Below are 19,897 nucleotides of genomic sequence, written 5' to 3'. Positions count from 1 at the left end.
TAATATAGCATTGAATCCATTGAAAAAATCAGCAAAGTATTATGAAGAGAAACCCTATTATTCTAAAAAAAGATACTACTGCACTTTTAATAATCGATTTGCAGGCGAGAATTCTTCCGGTAATCAGAAATTATGAAACAGTTTTAGAAAATACTATTAAGCTGATTAAAGGCTTTAAAGCAATGAAGCTCCCAATCTATTTTACAGAACAATATCCAAAAGGATTAGGACCAACTTCTAAAATAATCCTGACTGCACTTGAAGGGTATACGGCTTTTCAGAAAATGAGTTTTAGTTGTTCAGGTGCAGAAAATTTATTCGATGAATTTCATTCTAAAAAACTTTCTCAAATTGTTGTTTGTGGAGTTGAATCGCACGTTTGTGTTCAACAAACAGTATTAGATTTACTTGCAAACGATTATCAAGTTAATCTCGCTGCTGATGCTGTTTCATCACGCAAAGAAATAGATTATAATATTGCTTTAGATAGAATGAGAATTCTTAGCGCAGAAGTTACAACTACTGAATCAATTCTTTTTGAACTTCTTGAAGTTTGCGGAACACCTGTGTTTAAGGAAGTTTCAAAGATTGTTAAGTGATTGGATAAGTCATCCCCGCTCAAGCGGGGACCAACGACATAAATTTTGGACTCCCTCTTTCGAGGGAATGACATTTAGAAAATAAAATCTAATCAAACAGTGCTTCTAATTTCTGATAACTTGTGTGAACTTTATCAATTGCATTTTCAATCTGTTTTTCATCTGCTTTAGAATTCTTTAGTGTTTGTAATTCTTTTGTTGAGTTATATAGATCATCAGCGGCTTTTGTAAAATCTTCTTTTTCTCCGTTGCCCATTTTGGTAAAACACAATTTTTTAATTCATCAGCGCGCATCAATAAATTATCAATTGCTTTATTTAGTTCAGCTGTGTTATTATTTGGACCATAATGATGATAAATCATATAAAGCACTTTATGAAACTCATCTACTTCTTTTGTAACTGGTTTTACAATTCTTACGAGCATTTCAAAATTTGAGTGCAGTTCTTCAGCCGAAGCTAACATTCCTGCTTCATTATTTTCTTCGCAAGCTGTGTTGTAATCTTTAACTGAAGCACGAAGTTTATCCAAACCAGCATTCCATTCATTTTCTTTATCACGAAGAATTCCTGGTAATTTAGCCGAGTATATCTTTTCTACACCAGCATTTACATCTGGCAGCAGCTGTTTGAATAACGCGTAGTCTTTATTTGGATAAGCTGTGTGCCAAAGCGGATAAACCACTTCGTGAAAATCAAATAATTCGGGTACAGATGAGTTTATTTCATTTGCATGATCTTCTTTTTGCGAAAAAGTATTGTTAAAAAAACAGAATACTGAAATGAGTAAAACAAAAATTAAGTTTTTCATAATAGTCCCTAAATAATAGGTTAATAATTGTGAGATTGAATACATTCAAATTTACAAAATCATTTTTACAACTTCTCTACAAAAATAATCTTGAATTAGTAGTCTCTTACTTGTAATTTCCTGCCATAAATAACTCTAATTTTTTAAGGAAAAACCTATGGCTGATCATTTAATTGCTCATTGTGAAATTCCATCAACTGATTTAGATAAATCCAAAGATTTTTATCATAAAGTATTAGGCTGGGACTTTAAAGCTTTCGGTAACGGATATTTACTTTTTAACAATCATAAAGGGACAATGGTTGGATTAAGACAAGTGGATGAAGTTTGTAAAGGAGAATCAACTGTATTTCATGTCAATATGCCTGAAATTGATTCAATATTAAAACGAGTAAAAGAAAATGGCGGCGCGGTAAAAAGAACTAAAACTGTAATTCCTGCAATGGGCTGGTATGCGCTTTTTAATGACCCTGATGGCAATACAATCGGATTGTATCAAAAGAGTTAATCAAAATGGAATTGTGGAGTAATGGGTTAATACAAACCCACTACTCCATCTCTCCAAAGCTCCTAACTATCTATTCACCTTCAACAATTCTAAAACTATGTTCAATCGGCATTGCTTTTTGCAGCATTGCGGTAACACTACAATATTTTGTTAGCGAAAGTTCAATTGCACGTTCAACATCCTTAACGGGAACATCCTTACCGTAAAAAACATATTCAAGATGCATTTTTGTAAAAACTTGTGGGTGCTCGTCTGCACTTTCTGCTGTAATGTTAATTTCAAACCCATCTAATTTAATCTTCTTCTTAGAGAGAATACTTGTCACATCACTGCCGGTACATCCGCCAAGACTAAGATTAATAATTCTTTCGGTCTAATTCCTGCATCACTTCCTCCAAAACTTTCCGGTCCATCCATCGTAATCCAATGATTTGAATCGGTTTTTCCAACGAAGGTAATTCCTTTAACTTGTTTAACAAGTGCTTTTTTAGTTGCCATTTTTTCCTCTACTTAAATAAATATTTTGTCTTATTGTATGATGTAACTTAATCAAATAGGTTACGCAAATAAACAAAATTCATTCAATTAAGGCAATTACTGTAAATAAAAATCATCTCATAAAAATATTTTTAAGAATGGAACTCAATCCTAAAAATATTCGTTATACATTCTAACGATCGTAAATAACTTAATGAAATCATAAATCAATTGGAGAAAAAATGTTAAAACTAAGAATCGTTGCTTTAAGTGTATTATTTGTTGCATTATCAGTAATATCAACAAATGCTCAAAATATGAGTAAAGAAAAATCTAAAAAAGATATTGTCACAACAGCTGTTGATGCAGGTATGTTTAAAACTCTAGCTACTGCGCTTAAAGAAGCTGGATTAATTGAAACTTTACAAGGTAAAGGTCCATTTACAGTATTTGCACCTACAGATGAAGCTTTTTCTAAATTGCCAAAAGGTACTATTGAAGGTTTGTTAAAAGATAAAGATGCATTAAAGAAAATTTTACTTTATCACGTAGTATCTGGGAATGTAATGTCAGGTGAAGTAGTAAAATTAAAAGATGCAAAAACTGTTGAAGGCAGCAAGGTTATGATAACGGTAAAAGATGGAAGTGTGATGATCAACAATTCAAAAGTTATCAAAGCAGATGTTGAAGCATCGAACGGAGTAATCCACGTTATTGATACTGTTCTTTTACCTCCTACCAAATAGTTTTATATTGATTTGAACCCCGGAAATTACTTTCGGGGTTTTAATTTATAATAAAAGATAAAGTTCTCCTTTCCCCAAAAAAAGCTATTGGCTCACGATTAAAAAGATTCTCAGAATCTATATTCCATAATCCAATTATAAAAATTTCCACAAGCCAAAAACGATTTAACATTAATAATCTATTTATATTAGTAAAAGTAGATTGATAGAATTTTTAGAATTTTAGTTTAACAGAAAAATCAAATTAAATTATGAAGATTATTATAACCGGAATGGGAGATGTCGGATATCAACTTGCAAAACAGCTCTCCAGTGAATCACATGATATAATCGCAATTGATATGAATAACGAGCGCCTTTCATATTCAGATCAAATGGCAGATATTTTAACAATTAATGGATCATCAACTTCAGTTGCAACCCTTAAAAAAGCTAACGTACATAAAGCTGACCTGCTCGTAGCTGTAACTTCAAATGAAGAAATTAATATTACCACCGCAATTCTTGGTAAAAAACTTGGGGCAAAAAGAACCATCGCAAGAATATCTAATGCTGAATATCTTGATTCTGAAGCCGGAGTTAATTTTTCGGAACTCGGCATAGATTTTATGATTTACCCCGAAGAACTTGCAGCGATGGAAACTGTAAATCTTATCAATCGTACCGCCGCAACTGATGTACTTGAATTTGAAGGCGGTAAACTTTCTGTGGTTGGGATTAGGTTAGATAAAAATGCCCCTGTAATCCATAAAAAAGTTTTTGAGGTTGCACAGGAATATCAAAACGTAGATTTTAGAGTTGTTGCAATTCACAGAAACTTTCGAACAATAATTCCATCAGGCAGCGATAAGTTTCTTCCAAACGATCAGGTTTTTGTTATTTCAAAACCGCAAGGACATGAAACAATTTTACAACTTGCAGGAAAAGAGAACCTAAAGTTTGATAACATTATGATTCTTGGGGGTGGAAAAATCGGGCGGCGTGTTGCAAGTTTATTAAGTGATAAAATGAGTGTTAAACTTATCGATGCTAATCCCGAGAAGGCTTTTGAGCTTGCTGATAAGCTTCCAAACACACTAGTAATTAAAGGTGACGGAAGAGATATTGATTTACTTGCTCAAGAAGGAATTATTGATGTTGATGCTTACATCGCGGTAACTGAAGATGCTGAAACAAATATCATTTCTTGTTTAATGGCAAAGCATCTCGGGGTTAAAAAAGCAATCGCGCTTGTGGATAAAGTAGATTACATTCCTCTAACACAAACAATTGGTCTTGATGCACTGATCAACAAAAAATTAATTACAGCAAACAATATTGTTCGATTTATTAAAAAAGGTGAACTGCTTTCTTATTCAACACTAGAAGGAATTGATGCAGTTTTAATAGAGTATGTTGCTCAGCCTGGATCAGAAATAACAGAAAATACTCTTGCAAAACTTAATTTACCAAAAGGTTGTATAATTGGTGGTTATGTTCGTGATGAACAAGGTTTTATTGGAACGGGCGATACAAAAATTGTTGCGGGTGATAAAGTTGTAGTTTTTTCTTTGCCTGATGCTGTAAAAAAATTAGAAAAGTTTTTTGAAAGATAAATCCCTTAGTGAACTATAAATTAATTCTTAACATACTTGGATTTTTAATTTTTATTACCGGTATTTTTATGATGCTCGGTATTCCCTTCTCAATCTACTACGGTGATAATGATCTTATTGCTTTGCTTACAGCAGGATTAGCTACATCTGCTACCGGAATTATTCTTTGGTTTGTAACCAGAAAAACTGATAGGCTTGAATTAGGTAAACGTGAAGGTTATTTAATTGTAACACTTGGTTGGGTTTGCATGTCGTTGTTCGGTGCCTTGCCGTTTATTTTTCACGGATCAATTCCAAACTTTTCAAACGCGTTTTTTGAAACGATGTCGGGCTTTACAACCACAGGCGCATCAATCTTAACAGATATTGAATCAATGCCGCACGGATTACTTTTCTGGCGCTCATTTACGCAGTGGATTGGCGGTATGGGAATTATAGTTTTATCTCTTGCCATTCTTCCATTATTAGGAATCGGCGGGATGCAATTATACGCCGCTGAAGTGCCTGGAATTACAAAAGACAAACTTCATCCGCGCGTTAAGGAAACTGCAAAAAGATTGTGGATAATTTATTTGGGATTTACACTTGCGGAAACTGTTTTATTAATGTTTGCAGGAATGGACATTTTTGATGCGATCAATCATTCCTTTACAACAATGGCTACCGGCGGATTTTCTACAAAGAACGCAAGCACCGCTTATTACACTTCACCTTTTATACAATATATTCTAATTGTTTTTATGTTTTTTGCGGGTATGAATTTTACCATTCACTATCTGGTAATTCATAAAAAATTTTCATTCTTTAAAAACAACGATGAGTTTAGATACTATCTATTTTTAATTTTAGGTGTTTCAATACTTATCGCTTTAATTCATCATCCGCATGTAGATTTTCATCCGGAAGAATCATTTAGACAAGCACTATTCCATGTAGTTTCTTTAGTAACAACAACGGGATTTGTTTCCAGCGATTATGAAAACTGGGCAGTGTTTTCCCGAATGATTTTTTTCATTCTTTTATTTATCGGCGGTTCTGCCGGTTCTACAGGCGGCGGAATAAAAGTAGTGAGACATCTTTTACTTTTTAAAAACGGATTTTTAGAATTAAAAAGATTGATCCATCCAAGAGCAATAATTCCGGTTAGATTAAACGGCAAAGCAGTTTCATCAGAAATTATTTCTAATGTGCAAGCCTTTTTTATTATTTACATTTTAATTTTTGTATTTGGCTCAATTATGCTTTCGCTTATGGGTGTTGATTTTATCTCGTCGGTTGGCGCAGTAGCAACTTGTCTGGGTAATGTTGGTCCGGGCATCGGGACTGTTGGACCTGTGGCAAATTTCAATCATTTACCAGAACTTGCAAAATGGCTGCTTAGCTTTTTAATGCTGCTCGGCAGATTAGAACTTTTACCGTTCTAATAATTTTTACACCTTACTTTTGGAAGAAATAACTTTCTTTTCGGTTTAATCCTCTTTTTAACTGATTTTTAATGCCGATGTAACACTTTTATCACGGCAAATCTTTTGCAAATAGCTTATATTTGTGCCCAATTGTAATAGATTTATATGAATACCAAAGAATTACTAAAAAAGTACAGCAAACCCGAAAATTTTATAAACAGAGATTTAAGCTGGATTGAGTTTAATAAACGCGTTTTAGAAGAAGCGCTAAATCCTGAATTACCTCTTTTAGAAAAAGTAAAATTCATTTCAATTTTTTGTTCCAACTTAGATGAATTTTATATGATTAGAATTGCAGGTTTAAAAGAACAAATTGCCGCACATATAGAAGAACCATCGATTGATGGATTAACACCAATTGAGCAGTTAAGAAAAGTTGAAAAATTATTAAAGCCTTTACTTAAAACTTTAGATAATTATTGGACTTCACAGATTATTCCAGCTTTATACGAAAACAATATTAAACTGTTATCGATGGACGAAATAAGTGATGAGGGTAAAACAAAACTTACACAGTATTTTAAAAAAGAAGTTTATCCGGTACTAACTCCCCTTGCATTCGACCCAGGCAGACCGTTTCCATACATTTCAAATTTAAGTTTAAGCCTTGCAATATTAATTAGGAAACCAAATGGTGAAAATCATTTTGCAAGAGTAAAAGTTCCAAGCATTCTTTCAAGGTTACTTCAAATAGATAATATACTTGAACCAAATAAAACATTAGGAGTAAACGGAAATTTTAGCGCCACCTACATCTGGCTAGGTGATCTTATAGATGCAAACCTGGCTTTGCTTTTTCCCGGAATGGAAATAGTTGAGGCACACAGATTTCGCATTACTCGTGATACTGATATTGAACTTCAGGAAGATGAGGCTGATGACCTGTTAAGTGTAATTGAAGAAAATATTAAACAACGTAGATTTGGTAGTGTTGTAAGATTAGAAGTTGGTCATCCAATGCCAGAATTTATGTTAAACACTTTGGTGGATAATCTTCAGATTACTATGGAAGATGTTCACACGGCTGATGGCCCTTTAGGTTTAAGCGATGTTATGGGATTGTTTAAACTACCGCTTCATCAACTAAAAGAAAAACCGTTTTATCCTATAACCCCAAAAGTGTTTGAAGAAGATGAAGATTTTTTTCTATCATAAGACAAAAAGATATTTTGCTTCATCACCCGTATCACTCGTTTTCACCAATTATAGATTTTATTAAACAAGCTGCTCTTGATCCGGATGTGCTTGCAATTAAACAAACTCTCTACAGAGTTGGTCCTGATTCACCAATCGTAAAATGCCTGATTGAAGCCGCAGAAATGGGCAAACAGGTTGCTGTGCTTGTAGAGTTAAAAGCAAGATTTGATGAGCAGAATAATATTTATTGGGCACGTGCACTTGAAAAAGTTGGAGTACATGTTGTTTATGGTTTGGTTGGATTAAAGACACACGCAAAGATGACACTTGTTGTACGAAAAGAATATGATGGTGTAAAAAGATACGTACATCTTGCGACAGGGAACTACAACGCGACTACCGCAAAACTTTACACGGATTTAGGTTTTTTTACTTCTGATGATGATATATGCAGCGATGTTTCGGATATTTTTAATTTCTTAACAGGATACTCCAAACAAAAAGAGTATAAAAAATTATTTGTTTCTCCTGTTAATATGCGTGAAAAATTTATTGATTTGATTAATAGAGAGATTGATAATGCTGGCGCAGGTAAAGAAGCAAAAATTGTTATGAAATTAAATTCGTTAGTTGATCCCGCAATAATTTGTGCCCTTTATGAAGCTTCAAATTCCGGTGTTGAAATTAAACTAATTGTAAGAGGTGTTTGCAGCCTTGTGCCGGGTGAAAAGATCTTAGCGAAAATATAGAAGTACGGAGCATTGTTGGCAGATATCTTGAACACAGCAGAGTCTTTTATTTTTATAATGATGGAAACGAGGAAATTTATTTAAGCAGCGCAGATATGATGCAAAGAAATCTTGATAGAAGGGTTGAAGTTGCATTCCCGATTGAGAATCCAAGATTAAAAGAAGAAATTATTAAGACCTTAATTAAAGTCGCATTAAAGGATAATGTAAAAGCCAAAATTCTGCAAGCAGACGGCTCTTATGTTTTTCCCGAAGTAAAAGAAAATATTAAAAAAGTAAATAGCCAGGAATGGCTTATGAATCATGCTTTAAAAGCTATGGCAGTTAGAAACAAAAAACCTTTTGGTAAATAATTTTGAAATCTAACCAATTAAAAAAATTTTATTATCAATAGATGTCTTTAAATATATTTAAAAGAAAACGGGAAAGTAAAATGTTCGAGATCACAAAAAGTACTATAGTAAATTCATTAAAAAAGTTTAGTAATGATAAAGTAAATACAAGTACATTAGCGCTAAATTCAATTAGAAAATTTGAGTTTAGTAACGATAATTTATTGTTAGATATTTCTCTAAATACAAATAGCTCAGATGATATAAAGAGTTTGATTATTGATCACTTAAAAAAAGAATTTAACGGATTGAATACTATTGAATTAAATATTATCTCAAAATCAGCTTCAAATGTATCCACTCATAAAGATGCTAGAAAAGATGCAGTGCTTCCAGGAGTTAAAAATACAATTGCAGTTGCTAGCGGTAAAGGTGGAGTAGGTAAAAGCACGGTTGCAGTAAATCTTGCAGTTGCTCTTGCAAAAGATGGAGCAAGTGTTGGTTTAATAGATGCTGATATTTATGGACCAAGTATTCCTCTAATGCTCGGAACAACAGATAAACCAAAAGTTTATCAAGCAGAAAATTCTGTTAAAATGATTCCTCTTGAAAGCCATGGAATAAAATTTATGTCAATCGGACTTTTAGTGGATGATAAAGCTCCAGTTATTTGGCGCGGACCAATGGCAAGCGGTGCAATAAAACAATTTATGACTGATGTTGATTGGGGCGAACTTGATTTTCTTCTTTTTGATATGCCTCCCGGTACAGGCGATATACAATTAACATTAGTTCAAACAATTCCATTAACTGGTGCTGTTATAGTTACAACACCTCAAGAGGTTTCACTTATTGATGCACGTAAAGCTTTAAAAATGTTTGAACGGGTTAATGTTCCAATTCTGGGTGTAGTTGAAAATATGAGTTACTTTATTGCTCCTGATACCGGAAAGCAATATGATATTTTTGGTTCCGGCGGAGGACAACAAATGTGTGATGAACTCAACGCACCGTTACTTGGCGGTATTCCAATAGATCCAAGAATTAGAATGGGTGGAGATAAAGGAGAACCTATGGTAATTTGTATGCCGGAAGCAAATGAAACAAAAATTTTATTTGATATTTCACACAAGCTAACTGAACAAGTTAATATCAGAAACGCTAACGCATCAGAAAAGATAGAAATACTGCTTGGTGATGATGATTAATTTTGTTTTAAGTATTATTTAAAACGATATTTGTAGTAAAATTAGTCAAGATTTAAAATGAATACCTTAGATGGAAAACGAAATACAAAAAGCACTAAACAACATTAGGCCCTATTTACAGGCAGATAATGGAGATGTTGAGTTAGTTGAAGTTACAAATGATGGGATTGTAAAAGTAAGATTAACAGGTTCCTGTGAGATCTGTCCATTATCAATTATGACATTAAGAGCAGGAATTGAAAGGGCAATTATGAAAGAAGTACCATCAGTAAGAAGAATAGAAGCTGTTAGTTAATTAGAATATGGAATTATTTAATAATAAATATTTCTGGTTTATCTCTTTTGCTTTGGGTGTTGTCTCACTTTTTTACTTATCATTTATACTTATTAATGTTTTAGTATTGATTGCAATTTCAGTTCTTCTTGGTTTTATTTTTGCTCCATTTGTTAGACTGCTTGAAGGACAAGGATTTACTCGAACCATTTCTACTTTAATCGTTTTTACTGTCGTGGGATTTTTACTGTACTTCGGTCTTTCGTTTGTTATACCAAAGTTTTTTATCAGATGGATCAAGTATTAGCATCACTAAAAGATTTTTCTTTAAACGAAGAACTAAATGATCTTGAAAAAAAAGATATTGGGTGTTTTTCCCTTTTTAACAAAGGCGAACTTTCTAATAAAGTTCAAGAGATTTTATCAACATCATTTAATGATGCAATAAACCACATCACACAATATGTTAGCGGAATCGTTTCAATTGCTGCTTTTTTAGTCATCGTCCCGTTCATCACATTTTATCTGCTTAAAGACAGTGCTGTAATTCATAAATCATTAATTCATATTCTTCCAAATAAATATTTTGAAATGTCTTATTGGATATTGAAAAGAATCAGTCTGCAACTTGGCAGGTTTGTTAGAGGCTGGATTTTTGATGCAATGTTTGTTGGTACAGCAATAGGTTTTGGATTTTATTTTATAGGATTACCAAACGCACTTCCTCTTGGTGCAATTGCTGGCATCGGTCATTTAATTCCATATCTAGGACCGATAATCGGCGGTGTACCCGCAATTGTACTCTCAATAATGCAAACTGGTGATTTATCCCAAGTGCCATTAATTATGATGATTGTTGCTTTAACCTATACATTAGATAATGGTATAGTTCAGCCTTATGTTTTTTCAAAAAGCGTGGACATGCATCCAATTATAATTATACTACTTATTATAATCGGTGGTGAGTTGTTTGGATTAATTGGAATGTTATTGGCAGTTCCTACAACAACAGTTATAAAAACAGCGGCTACAGAGATATATTTTGCGTATAAAAATTATTCGATTGCTAGATTGTAGATAAGTTTATATTACGCCTCAGCTTCAACTCTTTTTATCACATCAACAGAAGCTATTCCTTCAGCCTCAGCACTAAAATTTGTAATTATTCTGTGTCTTAGTACAGGAAGCATTGATGCTTTTACATCATCTATATTAGGAGTAAATCTGCCTTGAATAATTGCTCGAGTTTTTGCAGCCATAACTAAATACTGAGAAGCTCTTGGGCCAGCACCCCAGATTACCCAATCCTTAACATATTTTGGAGAGGTGCCATTCGTTGGTCTCGTCATATTAGAAACTTTAACAGCAAATTCAATTACATTTTGTGCAACGGGAACTTTTCTAACAAGATCTTGAAAAATTATTAGTTCATCTGCAGAAACAACTTTGTTTAAACTTGCTTTATATTCACTCGTTGTTGTTTGTACTATCTTTAATTCCTCTTCTACAGAAGGATAATCCAACCAAAGATTGAACATAAATCTATCAAGTTGTGCCTCAGGTAACGGATATGTTCCCTCTTGTTCAATTGGATTTTGAGTTGCAAGAACAAAAAATGGTTCGGGTAATTGATATGTATGACCTGCGGCAGTTACTTTATGCTCTTGCATTGCTTCCAACAAAGCAGCTTGAGTTTTAGGTGGTGTTCTATTTATTTCATCAGCAAGAATTATGTTAGCAAAGATTGGTCCAGAAATAAATCTAAAATTTCTTCTCTTTGTCGCAAGATCTTCTTCTAGAATTTCTGTTCCCGTTATATCACTAGGCATAAGATCTGGAGTAAACTGGATACGGCTAAACTTCAAATCCATGACTTCTGCAAGCGTTTTGATCAAGAGAGTTTTTGCAAGACCCGGCACACCAACTAATAAGCAATGACCGCGCGATAACAACGAAATAATAAGTTGATTAATAATCTCATCTTGCCCAACAATAACTTTGGCAATTTCAGATTTTATTTGCAGTACTTTTTTATTTAATTGTTCTACTAATTGAACATCATTGCTGCCTGGACCTGTTTCGCTCACTTAAAATCCTGTCTTTTAAATTCTAACTTCCCAATAAATTTTACTTTTAATTGTTTCAATCCACTTGGTGTATTCTATTTGTTTTTTATTTTCATCAGCAAGCTTTTTCACTTCCGCGTAATCATCTGTTAAGCTTGCTTTATGCTGCGGAACTCTTGCCTTTAACCAAACTACATGATAACCATAAGTACCGGGTGCATATTCCAAACGTCTTGGAAATCCAATCTCACCCTGTTTTAATTTGCCAACAGCATCCAACAATGCTTTATCCAACTGGCTTATATAAAAATCGCCTAACTCACCACCGAAAGGCGAACTATCTTTATCCTCGCTGTATTTTTTTGCATACTCTTGAAAAGTGCCCAATCCTTTTTGAATACTATCACGGACTTCAGAAAGAAAATCTATCGTTTGAAGATCAGCATCTTCATCAGCTTTTATCTTTACAAGAATATGCCTTGTATGAATGGACTCGCCGCGTTTTTCCATAAGCTGTATGATATGAAATCCAACTGGTGATTCAATAACCGTAGAAATTTCGTTTATATTTAATTTAAATGCTGCTTCTTCAAATTCGGGATAGAAAACACCTTTCTTTACAAAACCAAGATCTCCGCCTTGTGCAGCACTTCCGGGATCATCAGAATAATTTTTTGCAAGTTCAGAAAAATCTGCACCTGCTTTAATAGAATCTAATAGTGATACTGCTTTATCATAAAATTTTTGCTTTAGCTTTGCACTTGCTTTAGGATTTTGAAAAATATGATAAATAGTTAATTTTTCTGGAATAATGCCTATGCTGTCTTTATAGACATCAAAAAACTCTTCAACTTCTCTTCTACTTGCTTGTACTCTTCCAAAGTTTTTTCCTGTAGTCTTTGAGACATCAAACTTTTTCTAACCTCATCACGCAATTCTCTTTTTATTCTATCGATGCTCATCCCATAAATTTTTTCTATGTTGGCGATTGAGCCATATTGCTGAACAAAAGAATTTATTTGGTAATCAATTCGTTGATTAATTTCATCTTCAGTTATTGTGATAGAATCAAGATCAGCTTGAGCGTAAATAAGTTTTTCCTCAATCATAGTATTAAGCAATTGCTCTTTTAATCCGGGAGTACTGGGATCAATTTGTCTTTGTGAAGCAAAAATTCCTACTTGAAAATCAAGTTCACTTTGAAGAATAATTTCGTTATCTACAACCGCAACAATTTTATCAAGCGCTTGTTGCGCAAATAATCCAACGGACATGAATAGAACAAGAATTGCAATTTTTATTTTCATTTTTTTATCTCAATTTCATTTTGGGAATAAAGAGTTTTAAGATATTCTTCAACAAGAATTTTCTTTTCTCAGCAATAAATCTTTTCGCAACTTTTGATTTAATTATCTCTAATGGCGGTGTCGATTGTTTGCCGTATTTACTTAGGAATTGTACTATGGAATAATATCCAGGTTTTTCTGTAATTACAATACTAATTTCTTCAGGGTAAAAATCATTTATTATTCTGGATAGTTGGACAGGATAGATATTATTTTCTTCAACAAACTCGGATTCAATATTTTTAACAAGCGATGAATCACTTACAAAAACACTTACAGCCTTTTTCCAATCACTATCTAAAGCATAATTTCTAAATTTTATTGCGTTATCTTCATTGCTGAACGAGACTTTATTCAATTGATATGAATCCGAATTTAACCTGAAATAACCCTTGTTAGATTCATAATATTCAAGCAGTTCATTATCTGAGTAATCTATATCTTCCGAGGATTCGAATTTACTAATCAGCATTGCTGCAGCTAATTCAGAAGAAGATTTTTTAGGATATTCAAATAATCTTCCTGCTTTGTAATTCCTTCATCAGCAGCTTTTGGAATAAAATTTCCTGGTATATCCAATTATTAATCAGTTGTTCTTTTGTGCAGAATTTAGATTAGAAGTATCTGCCAGGGAATCAAATTCTTCCCTGGTCAGATAAGATTCATTAACGCGAGCTATAAAATCGTCTTTCTTTTGTTCTTTAGAACACGCTGTAATTGCAAGCACTCCAAAAAGAAAAATTATTTTAATTACTGTTTTGTTTAAATGCTTTTCGCAATTCATCATAATTAATAACGGGCAAATACTTTTTCTTTAAGGAATCGATATATTCATTTTCAAGTCGTTTACTTTCATACTCTTGGAATCCACCAGAAACTTCAGGTTTAGCTTCTTCAAATGTTTTTAATCTTGCAGAATCTTTAACATCTAATCTTAAGATTGAGAAACCACCCGGATTAGCAATTGGTTCAGTGTAATCACCAATCTTATTTAAGTTATTTACGATTTTAGAAAACTCACTGGAACCAATAACCTGCAAATCATATTTGCCGCTTTTATCCTTTACTTGTGATCTTTCAGTTTTTGCAGCTAACGAATCAAAATTTTCTCCATCTTTTAGCAAGCTATAATAATGTTTAATAACAGAATCTTTTCTTGCATAGATTTCAGTATAGCCAACTCTATCCGGCCAGGAATATTTTTCTATATTCTTTTGATAGTAATCATATAACTTAATACTATCTACACTTACTTTATTCCATACTTCTTCTTCCTGCAATTTGAAGATAAATATTCCATTTTGGTAATCTTTCATCAGATCAGCAAATTGAGGATCGGTTTTATCAAGTACCAGTGCTTTTTGTTCAAGCAATGCCTGTTCAGAATATTTAGTAATACCTTTTTTAATTACATCTTCAGAAAATCTTTTACCACTAAATTCAGTTTCAGATTTTAGTTTTGAATAAAAATCACTCACGGTTTCTGTGTAGTTATTAAAGCTAAATATTGGTTTGCTGCCAATTTCATCTAAGCCTTTCATTTCGCCACCGATAACTGTTGAATCATTGTATCCAATTATTTGCTGGATTACAGTTTCATTTACATTATAATTAAATTCTTTTTTATAACTGTTAATTAGGTCTGCATACAATTCTGGATAACGTGAACGTTTTAATAAATTTTTAAGATTTTCTCTTTCATCTTCATAAGATGGATATTCTTCTTTACCGGTTACTTTTATTACATGAAGGCCAAAATTAGTTTTAACAACTTTCGGAAACCTCTCCCACCGCTAAATTGAAAGCAGCTTCATCAAACTCCTGAACCATCATTCTTCTTTCAAAGAATCCTAAATCTCCGCCTTTTTCTTTGTACCGGAATCATCAGAATATTTCATTGCAACATCAGCAAAATCTTTACCTGCTTTTAATTCAGTTAAAACGCTATCCATTGTAAGATATGCAGCTGCAGTATCAACTTCGCCTGCAGGATCTATGTAACTAATTAAAATATGACTGGCTTGTATTTTAGGAACTCTTGGTTTCCTATCTGTTACTTTAATTATATGATATCCAAATTTAGTTTTTACAACTTCAGGATAAACTTTTCCTTTTTCAGTTTTGTAAGCGGCATCTTCAAACTCAAATGGAAGCTGACCTGCTGTAAAATAAAATATATCGCCTTCTTTAGGTTTAGAAAATTGATCTTGTGAAAATTGTAAAACCATGTCTTCAAACTTCGCACCTTTTTAATACTATCCAGCAAAGATTGAGTATATTTATTTGCCGCTTCTTCTCCAGTGGAATCAACTCTAATCATAAGATGGCTTGCACGAATTTCAGTCTTCCTTTTTCATACCAATCTTTAATGTTAGGTTCTACAAGATATTTCTCAAGTAAATAAGATGATCCAACTTTCTTTTTGTAATCTATTAATTCATTATTAAGCTCTGGGTCATTTTGAAAGCCGCGGGATTTTGCGTCTTCCAATTTTATTTTGAAATTAGTGTAGAGGTCTGCAAAATTTTTATAGTTTTCAAAACTATCTTTCTGGGCAACTTCTAATCCACCAACATTTTTTGAGTATGCTTTTTCAAATTCATCCATCGTTATTTTGCATCATCATACTGTGCAACTACGATCTTAGAATGCTCCGGTGAACATAGAGGCAAATAGAATTGTTATTAAGGCAACGAGTAAAATGGATAACCTAAAGTACATTATTGTCTCCTGAAATATTTATACAAATTTAACTTTAAATTTTATCAATTGAGGGATTGAAAATCAAGGCAATTAATACTGATTCTTTAGCTTTTCTAAAGAATCAGCTTAAAAATTACTTAATTAGACTTATTTTAATTGTTTGTTGATTGCTTTGAGAAATCATCTTAACAAAATAAGTTCCACTTGCTAAGTTACTGCCGTCAACGCTTATTTCATACGATCCCGCTTGCACATCTTCATTAACTAGCGTTTTAACTTCATTTCCTAAAATATCAAACAAACCCATTTTTAATTGCCCTGAGATGGTACAAAATATTTAATATTCGTGGTTGGATTAAATGGATTTGGATAATTTTGAAATAGCTTAAAATCGTTTAGCGTTATAATGTCAACTGCAACTTCTGATGAATATTCAAAACTTCCATCAAAATCTAATTGTTTTAATCTATAATAATATCTATTTGATGATAAATTTTGATCAAGAAAGTTATACGTAACTCTGTTTGTGCTTGTCCCGTTTCCGTTAACAAAACCAATTTTTTCATAAACAGAATAATCATCTCTTCTTTCTATTTCAAATCCAAAATTATTTAACTCTGTTGCTGTAATCCATTGTAGATTAACTTTACCATCTTCAAAAACTCCACTAAACATTGTTAGTTCAACTGGGACAACAACTAAATTAATAGCGCTAAGTGCATTTATAATTCCCCATCCGTACAAATTATCCGGACTACTACTCTGTGTTGCAGTAGATCTTAATAACTGCAATACTTCCATAGGAGTAAGAGACGGATTTTTTGTATGATAAGCGCACAAACGCCTGCAGCTAAAGGACAACTAAACGAAGTTCCACTTCCAGCAGAGTAAGAATTTCCAAATGAGCTTGCATGATAAACATTTGAACCCATTGCCATTAAATCAGGTTTAAATCGGCCATCAAAGGTAGGCCCAACTGAACTAAAAGATGAACGCGTTCCACTAGAAGTAACTGCGCCGATTGTGAAAACACTATCACCATCAGCAGGCGCACCTAACGTATTATGCGATGTGTTCAAACCATTATTACTTGCTGCATTTACAACTACAATTCCCTTTCCGGCTGCAAGATCTGCAGCAATTGTAATAAGTGCGGTATTACCATCCATGTCTTGCCAAGTATAACTTGTAAAAGGTGAATCATAATCTAAATAGCTTAGAGATGTAGAAGTTACATCAACACCAATACTATCTGCCCATTCAAGTCCGGCAATCCAATTATCTTCTTCAACAGGGGTTTCACTATCGGTGTTTTCTGTTTTAGCCAATATAAAATTTGAAGCGTAGGCCGGACCAACTAATTGTCCTTCTTTAAATCCACCTATAATAGATAAAGTTGCAGTTCCGTGAGATCCTTCACCCATATCACCTTGATTTGCTACGTTTGGATCGTGGTTAACAAAATCACATGTTGCAATAATATTCATAGAGGAAAATGCTTCGTGCGGCAGATTATCAAACCCAGCATCTAAAACACAATTGTTACACCTGCCCCGTTATAACCGGAATCGTGTACGGCGGGAACATTGATTTGATTTAATTGTGTGAAAGAACTACCATAATTAAGTGAGTGCGTCCTTCAATCTGAGTAGGATTATCGTTTGCGTTTGAGTTTGGTTAAATTCAACATCATCATTTCTTTTTATGAATGTTCCTCAACATCTATTTTATTGACAAACTAATTTATAGTTATCTGGTTTATTTGATTTTCAGTTGTATAGCCGCTTTACAGCATTAAACCATTTAGATTTTTGTTTTAATTCAAATCCAATCTGCGTTAATGTATTAATATAATTTTGATTTACAGGAAGATCAGTAAAATCAATTAAATTATCATTGCTAAATATTTTGCTCTTCTGTCCAAAGATTTTTGGCTAACCACATTTTCTGGATTAGTAAAATGTCCCAAGATTACCTTTATCAGCAAAATAACTCCAAACTAAATTTTTACCTGATTGCAATCGGCATCCATTTTAATTGCAACTTGGTGAAATTTTTTCAAGTGGACTTTGTCAAAATACAGTAATCAATCCTAAAAACACAAAAAGCAAGAATAACTTTTTTCATCTTCTTCCTATAATTATTTAACTCTAGTTCCATTTTTACTGATTCAGGGACATTCAGAACTTCTAAAGATCCGTCCTTAGATTCAACAGCCCAAAATCATCTACCCTGGATTCCAGCCCCATTAGTTTTGCGTGTTGTAAATTTAGCTATAATTAATACTTTTTACCAATCAAATTTTCCGGTTGGTAACTTAGCAATCCCTGCAATAACCAGTCGTTCTTCATTATCAAGTTTAACTTTAAGCTTTATTAACTTCCTCGCTCTTCGCAACTTTTTCTGCTTCAATCACTTCTGCAGTACGAAGTTGTACTTTCATAAAATTATCGGGTAAGTAATTAGGATCAATTTCTTTTTCAGGTTCTGATTTTGGAAGATTATTGATCTGCGCTTTCTATCTTTTCATCTTCCATTTTAGGAAATAAATTTCCGCTTGATTCCAATTATGTCCTTCTTTAATTGAGGTTTAACGCAGTCTTTCCAATAACGGGCTGTGTATTTAATATAACAAACAATTTTTCTGTTGGAGGAAGAATGGGAGAGAATAATTCCGATAACGTATAAATAGTCTCCACACAATATTGGAAAGTTGTACCGCATTTCTCTTTATCTGACTTTACAGTTTTCCAGGGCCATCCTTATCATTAAAATATTTATTGCCGTCACGTGCAAGATTCATAATTTCATTTACTCCATCACGAATTTTATACTTCTCGAACAGATCAGCAACTTGTGCAGGATACTCTGAAATTTCTTTAATCATATTTTCGTCAATATTCTCAAGTTTTCCAAGAGCGGGAACTTTACCATCAAAATGTTTGAACACAAAAGTAAATGTGTATGGCTTATAAAGTTTCCAAGAATATCTGCAAGCTCACTGTTATTTCTTAACTGAAATTCTTTCCAATAAAAAACCGTGGTCACGGGTTTCGTAGATTGGCAGTAAGTGTATAACGTAATAAATCAGGAGCAAACAAATTTAAAATTCGTCAACATCAATTCCCCCAATTTCTGCTCTTGGAAAATTTCTTCCTTTCAAAAATTCAAATATTCATTTGCAGGAACATTTTGCGGTAAACAGTATTGCTCATTTCCTCCTTCATTCCACGCCATTAAAATTGCCGGGAAAATTATTGTATGAAATACTATATTGTCTTTACCAATAAATGCAACATATTTTGTAGTTGGATTTTGCCAATAATACTTTCTCCACAAATTTGGTAATTTCTTAACTAGAGCAATTCTTTAGTCGAAGAAATATACCCAAGAACAGCTTCGAACCAAACATAAAAGTACTTTTCCTGCAGCACTCTCGACAGGAACCTTTGATTCCCCAATCTAGATCACGTGTTATAGCACGGTCATTAAGCCCGTCTTTAAACCAGCTTCTGCCACATTGCAACACATTAGGCTTCCATCCAAAAAGGTCATTCATTTCAGCAACATACTTTTCTAAGCTTGGTTGATATCTTTTACCCAATGGGAAGTATAATGAGATGTTTCTTTTAAACTTGGTGCTGTTCCGGAAACTTTGCTTGTCGGTTTCAACACCTCTGAAGGGTCATAAAGTGAACCGCAATTTTGCATTCATCACTTCTTGCCTGATCATAACCGCATTTAGGACAAATACCTTCTATATATCGATCAGGCAAAAACATATTTATTTTTATTTGCTATAAAATTGCAAAGATTTTTTCAACAAGTAACCCACGATTGTAAAATTTCTAAAAAGAATTCTTTGCAGTTTCGGGATGAAT

At 33.2% G+C, this 19,897-nt stretch carries 21 protein-coding genes and 6 pseudogenes; 10 read left to right on the top strand and 17 right to left on the bottom strand.

Annotated elements, in window-relative coordinates; all coding sequences use genetic code 11:
• Positions 1 to 41 precede the first annotated feature (41 nt).
• Entirely contained in the window at positions 42 to 599 is a 558-nt protein-coding gene (locus IPJ23_01345) for an isochorismatase family protein (protein ID MBK7629370.1), read from the top strand.
• A gap of 177 nt (positions 600 to 776) precedes the next feature.
• Here IPJ23_01345 and IPJ23_01340 read toward each other — a convergent pair whose 3' ends face one another.
• On the bottom strand, positions 777 to 1,409 hold the full coding sequence (locus IPJ23_01340; GenBank protein MBK7629369.1) for a hypothetical protein: 633 nt from the start codon (positions 1,407 to 1,409) through the stop codon (positions 777 to 779).
• A 157-nt stretch (positions 1,410 to 1,566) separates the two neighbouring features.
• Between IPJ23_01340 and IPJ23_01335 the strand changes: the two genes are divergently transcribed.
• The gene (locus tag IPJ23_01335) at positions 1,567 to 1,917 is read left to right on the top strand and encodes a VOC family protein (GenBank protein ID MBK7629368.1); all 351 of its coding nucleotides are present in this window, start codon (positions 1,567 to 1,569) and stop codon (positions 1,915 to 1,917) included.
• Positions 1,918 to 1,987: 70 nt separating this feature from the next.
• Here the strand turns inward: IPJ23_01335 and IPJ23_01330 are convergent.
• Positions 1,988 to 2,415: pseudogene (locus tag IPJ23_01330) on the bottom strand (OsmC family protein).
• A 221-nt stretch (positions 2,416 to 2,636) separates the two neighbouring features.
• Here IPJ23_01330 and IPJ23_01325 point away from each other — a divergent pair.
• From IPJ23_01325 to IPJ23_01290, 8 genes and pseudogenes are all read left to right on the top strand, one after another.
• Complete coding sequence (locus IPJ23_01325; protein ID MBK7629367.1) at positions 2,637 to 3,140, top strand: fasciclin domain-containing protein; 504 nt, start codon at positions 2,637 to 2,639, stop codon at positions 3,138 to 3,140.
• 251 nt (positions 3,141 to 3,391) lie between these two features.
• A complete protein-coding gene (gene trkA, locus IPJ23_01320; protein MBK7629366.1) occupies positions 3,392 to 4,735 on the top strand; it encodes a Trk system potassium transporter TrkA in 1,344 nt (447 codons plus the stop codon).
• Between the two features lie 68 nt (positions 4,736 to 4,803).
• A pseudogene (locus tag IPJ23_01315) lies at positions 4,804 to 6,191 on the top strand (TrkH family potassium uptake protein).
• Positions 6,192 to 6,306: 115 nt separating this feature from the next.
• Positions 6,307 to 8,440, top strand: a pseudogene (gene ppk1 / locus IPJ23_01310) (polyphosphate kinase 1).
• A gap of 80 nt (positions 8,441 to 8,520) precedes the next feature.
• Positions 8,521 to 9,627, top strand: coding sequence for an iron-sulfur cluster carrier protein ApbC (gene apbC, locus IPJ23_01305; protein ID MBK7629365.1), 1,107 nt, complete (start codon positions 8,521 to 8,523; stop codon positions 9,625 to 9,627).
• Between the two features lie 70 nt (positions 9,628 to 9,697).
• Positions 9,698 to 9,922 (top strand): NifU family protein, encoded by a 225-nt coding sequence (locus IPJ23_01300; protein ID MBK7629364.1) that lies wholly within the window; start codon positions 9,698 to 9,700, stop codon positions 9,920 to 9,922.
• A gap of 7 nt (positions 9,923 to 9,929) precedes the next feature.
• The gene (locus tag IPJ23_01295) at positions 9,930 to 10,208 is read left to right on the top strand and encodes a hypothetical protein (protein ID MBK7629363.1); all 279 of its coding nucleotides are present in this window, start codon (positions 9,930 to 9,932) and stop codon (positions 10,206 to 10,208) included.
• Positions 10,193 to 10,978, top strand: coding sequence for an AI-2E family transporter (locus tag IPJ23_01290; GenBank protein MBK7629362.1), 786 nt, complete (start codon positions 10,193 to 10,195; stop codon positions 10,976 to 10,978). The genes IPJ23_01295 and IPJ23_01290 overlap by 16 nt, the downstream gene beginning before the upstream one ends.
• An 11-nt stretch (positions 10,979 to 10,989) precedes the next feature.
• Here the strand turns inward: IPJ23_01290 and IPJ23_01285 are convergent, their stop codons facing one another.
• From IPJ23_01285 to IPJ23_01215, 15 genes and pseudogenes are all read right to left on the bottom strand, one after another.
• Positions 10,990 to 11,988, bottom strand: a complete 999-nt coding sequence (locus IPJ23_01285; GenBank protein MBK7629361.1) for an AAA family ATPase — start codon at positions 11,986 to 11,988, stop codon at positions 10,990 to 10,992.
• A gap of 15 nt (positions 11,989 to 12,003) precedes the next feature.
• A pseudogene (locus IPJ23_01280) lies at positions 12,004 to 13,274 on the bottom strand (peptidylprolyl isomerase).
• Positions 13,275 to 13,278: 4 nt separating this feature from the next.
• On the bottom strand, positions 13,279 to 13,785 hold the full coding sequence (locus IPJ23_01275) for a peptidyl-prolyl cis-trans isomerase (GenBank protein ID MBK7629360.1): 507 nt from the start codon (positions 13,783 to 13,785) through the stop codon (positions 13,279 to 13,281).
• A 274-nt stretch (positions 13,786 to 14,059) separates the two neighbouring features.
• A complete protein-coding gene (locus IPJ23_01270) occupies positions 14,060 to 14,854 on the bottom strand; it encodes a peptidyl-prolyl cis-trans isomerase (GenBank protein ID MBK7629359.1) in 795 nt (264 codons plus the stop codon).
• Positions 14,855 to 15,049: 195 nt separating this feature from the next.
• Positions 15,050 to 15,265: pseudogene (locus IPJ23_01265) on the bottom strand (peptidylprolyl isomerase).
• 81 nt (positions 15,266 to 15,346) lie between these two features.
• Positions 15,347 to 15,541 (bottom strand): annotated as a pseudogene (locus IPJ23_01260) (peptidylprolyl isomerase).
• Between the two features lie 88 nt (positions 15,542 to 15,629).
• Positions 15,630 to 15,920: a hypothetical protein gene (locus IPJ23_01255; GenBank protein MBK7629358.1), complete on the bottom strand. Its 291-nt coding sequence runs from the start codon at positions 15,918 to 15,920 to the stop codon at positions 15,630 to 15,632.
• A gap of 229 nt (positions 15,921 to 16,149) precedes the next feature.
• The gene (locus IPJ23_01250) at positions 16,150 to 16,323 is read right to left on the bottom strand and encodes a T9SS type A sorting domain-containing protein (GenBank protein MBK7629357.1); all 174 of its coding nucleotides are present in this window, start codon (positions 16,321 to 16,323) and stop codon (positions 16,150 to 16,152) included.
• 2 nt (positions 16,324 to 16,325) lie between these two features.
• Positions 16,326 to 16,808, bottom strand: a complete 483-nt coding sequence (locus tag IPJ23_01245; protein ID MBK7629356.1) for a hypothetical protein — start codon at positions 16,806 to 16,808, stop codon at positions 16,326 to 16,328.
• Entirely contained in the window at positions 16,796 to 17,503 is a 708-nt protein-coding gene (locus IPJ23_01240; GenBank protein MBK7629355.1) for a S8 family serine peptidase, read from the bottom strand. The genes IPJ23_01245 and IPJ23_01240 overlap by 13 nt, the downstream gene beginning before the upstream one ends.
• 1,253 nt (positions 17,504 to 18,756) lie before the next feature.
• Positions 18,757 to 18,966 (bottom strand): hypothetical protein, encoded by a 210-nt coding sequence (locus IPJ23_01235; protein ID MBK7629354.1) that lies wholly within the window; start codon positions 18,964 to 18,966, stop codon positions 18,757 to 18,759.
• Positions 18,967 to 19,175: 209 nt separating this feature from the next.
• Positions 19,176 to 19,355, bottom strand: a complete 180-nt coding sequence (locus tag IPJ23_01230; protein MBK7629353.1) for a class I tRNA ligase family protein — start codon at positions 19,353 to 19,355, stop codon at positions 19,176 to 19,178.
• Between the two features lie 13 nt (positions 19,356 to 19,368).
• Positions 19,369 to 19,638, bottom strand: coding sequence for a class I tRNA ligase family protein (locus tag IPJ23_01225; protein ID MBK7629352.1), 270 nt, complete (start codon positions 19,636 to 19,638; stop codon positions 19,369 to 19,371).
• On the bottom strand, positions 19,593 to 19,727 hold the full coding sequence (locus IPJ23_01220) for a class I tRNA ligase family protein (GenBank protein MBK7629351.1): 135 nt from the start codon (positions 19,725 to 19,727) through the stop codon (positions 19,593 to 19,595). Before IPJ23_01220 ends, IPJ23_01225 begins: the two co-directional genes overlap by 46 nt.
• On the bottom strand, positions 19,685 to 19,792 hold the full coding sequence (locus IPJ23_01215; protein ID MBK7629350.1) for a class I tRNA ligase family protein: 108 nt from the start codon (positions 19,790 to 19,792) through the stop codon (positions 19,685 to 19,687). Before IPJ23_01215 ends, IPJ23_01220 begins: the two co-directional genes overlap by 43 nt.
• Positions 19,793 to 19,897 lie beyond the last annotated feature (105 nt).

It is taken from the genome of Ignavibacteriales bacterium (genome assembly GCA_016709765.1).
In the GTDB taxonomy this organism is placed as follows: domain Bacteria; phylum Bacteroidota; class Ignavibacteria; order Ignavibacteriales; family Ignavibacteriaceae; genus IGN3.
This window is presented reverse-complemented; position numbering and strand designations above follow the sequence as displayed.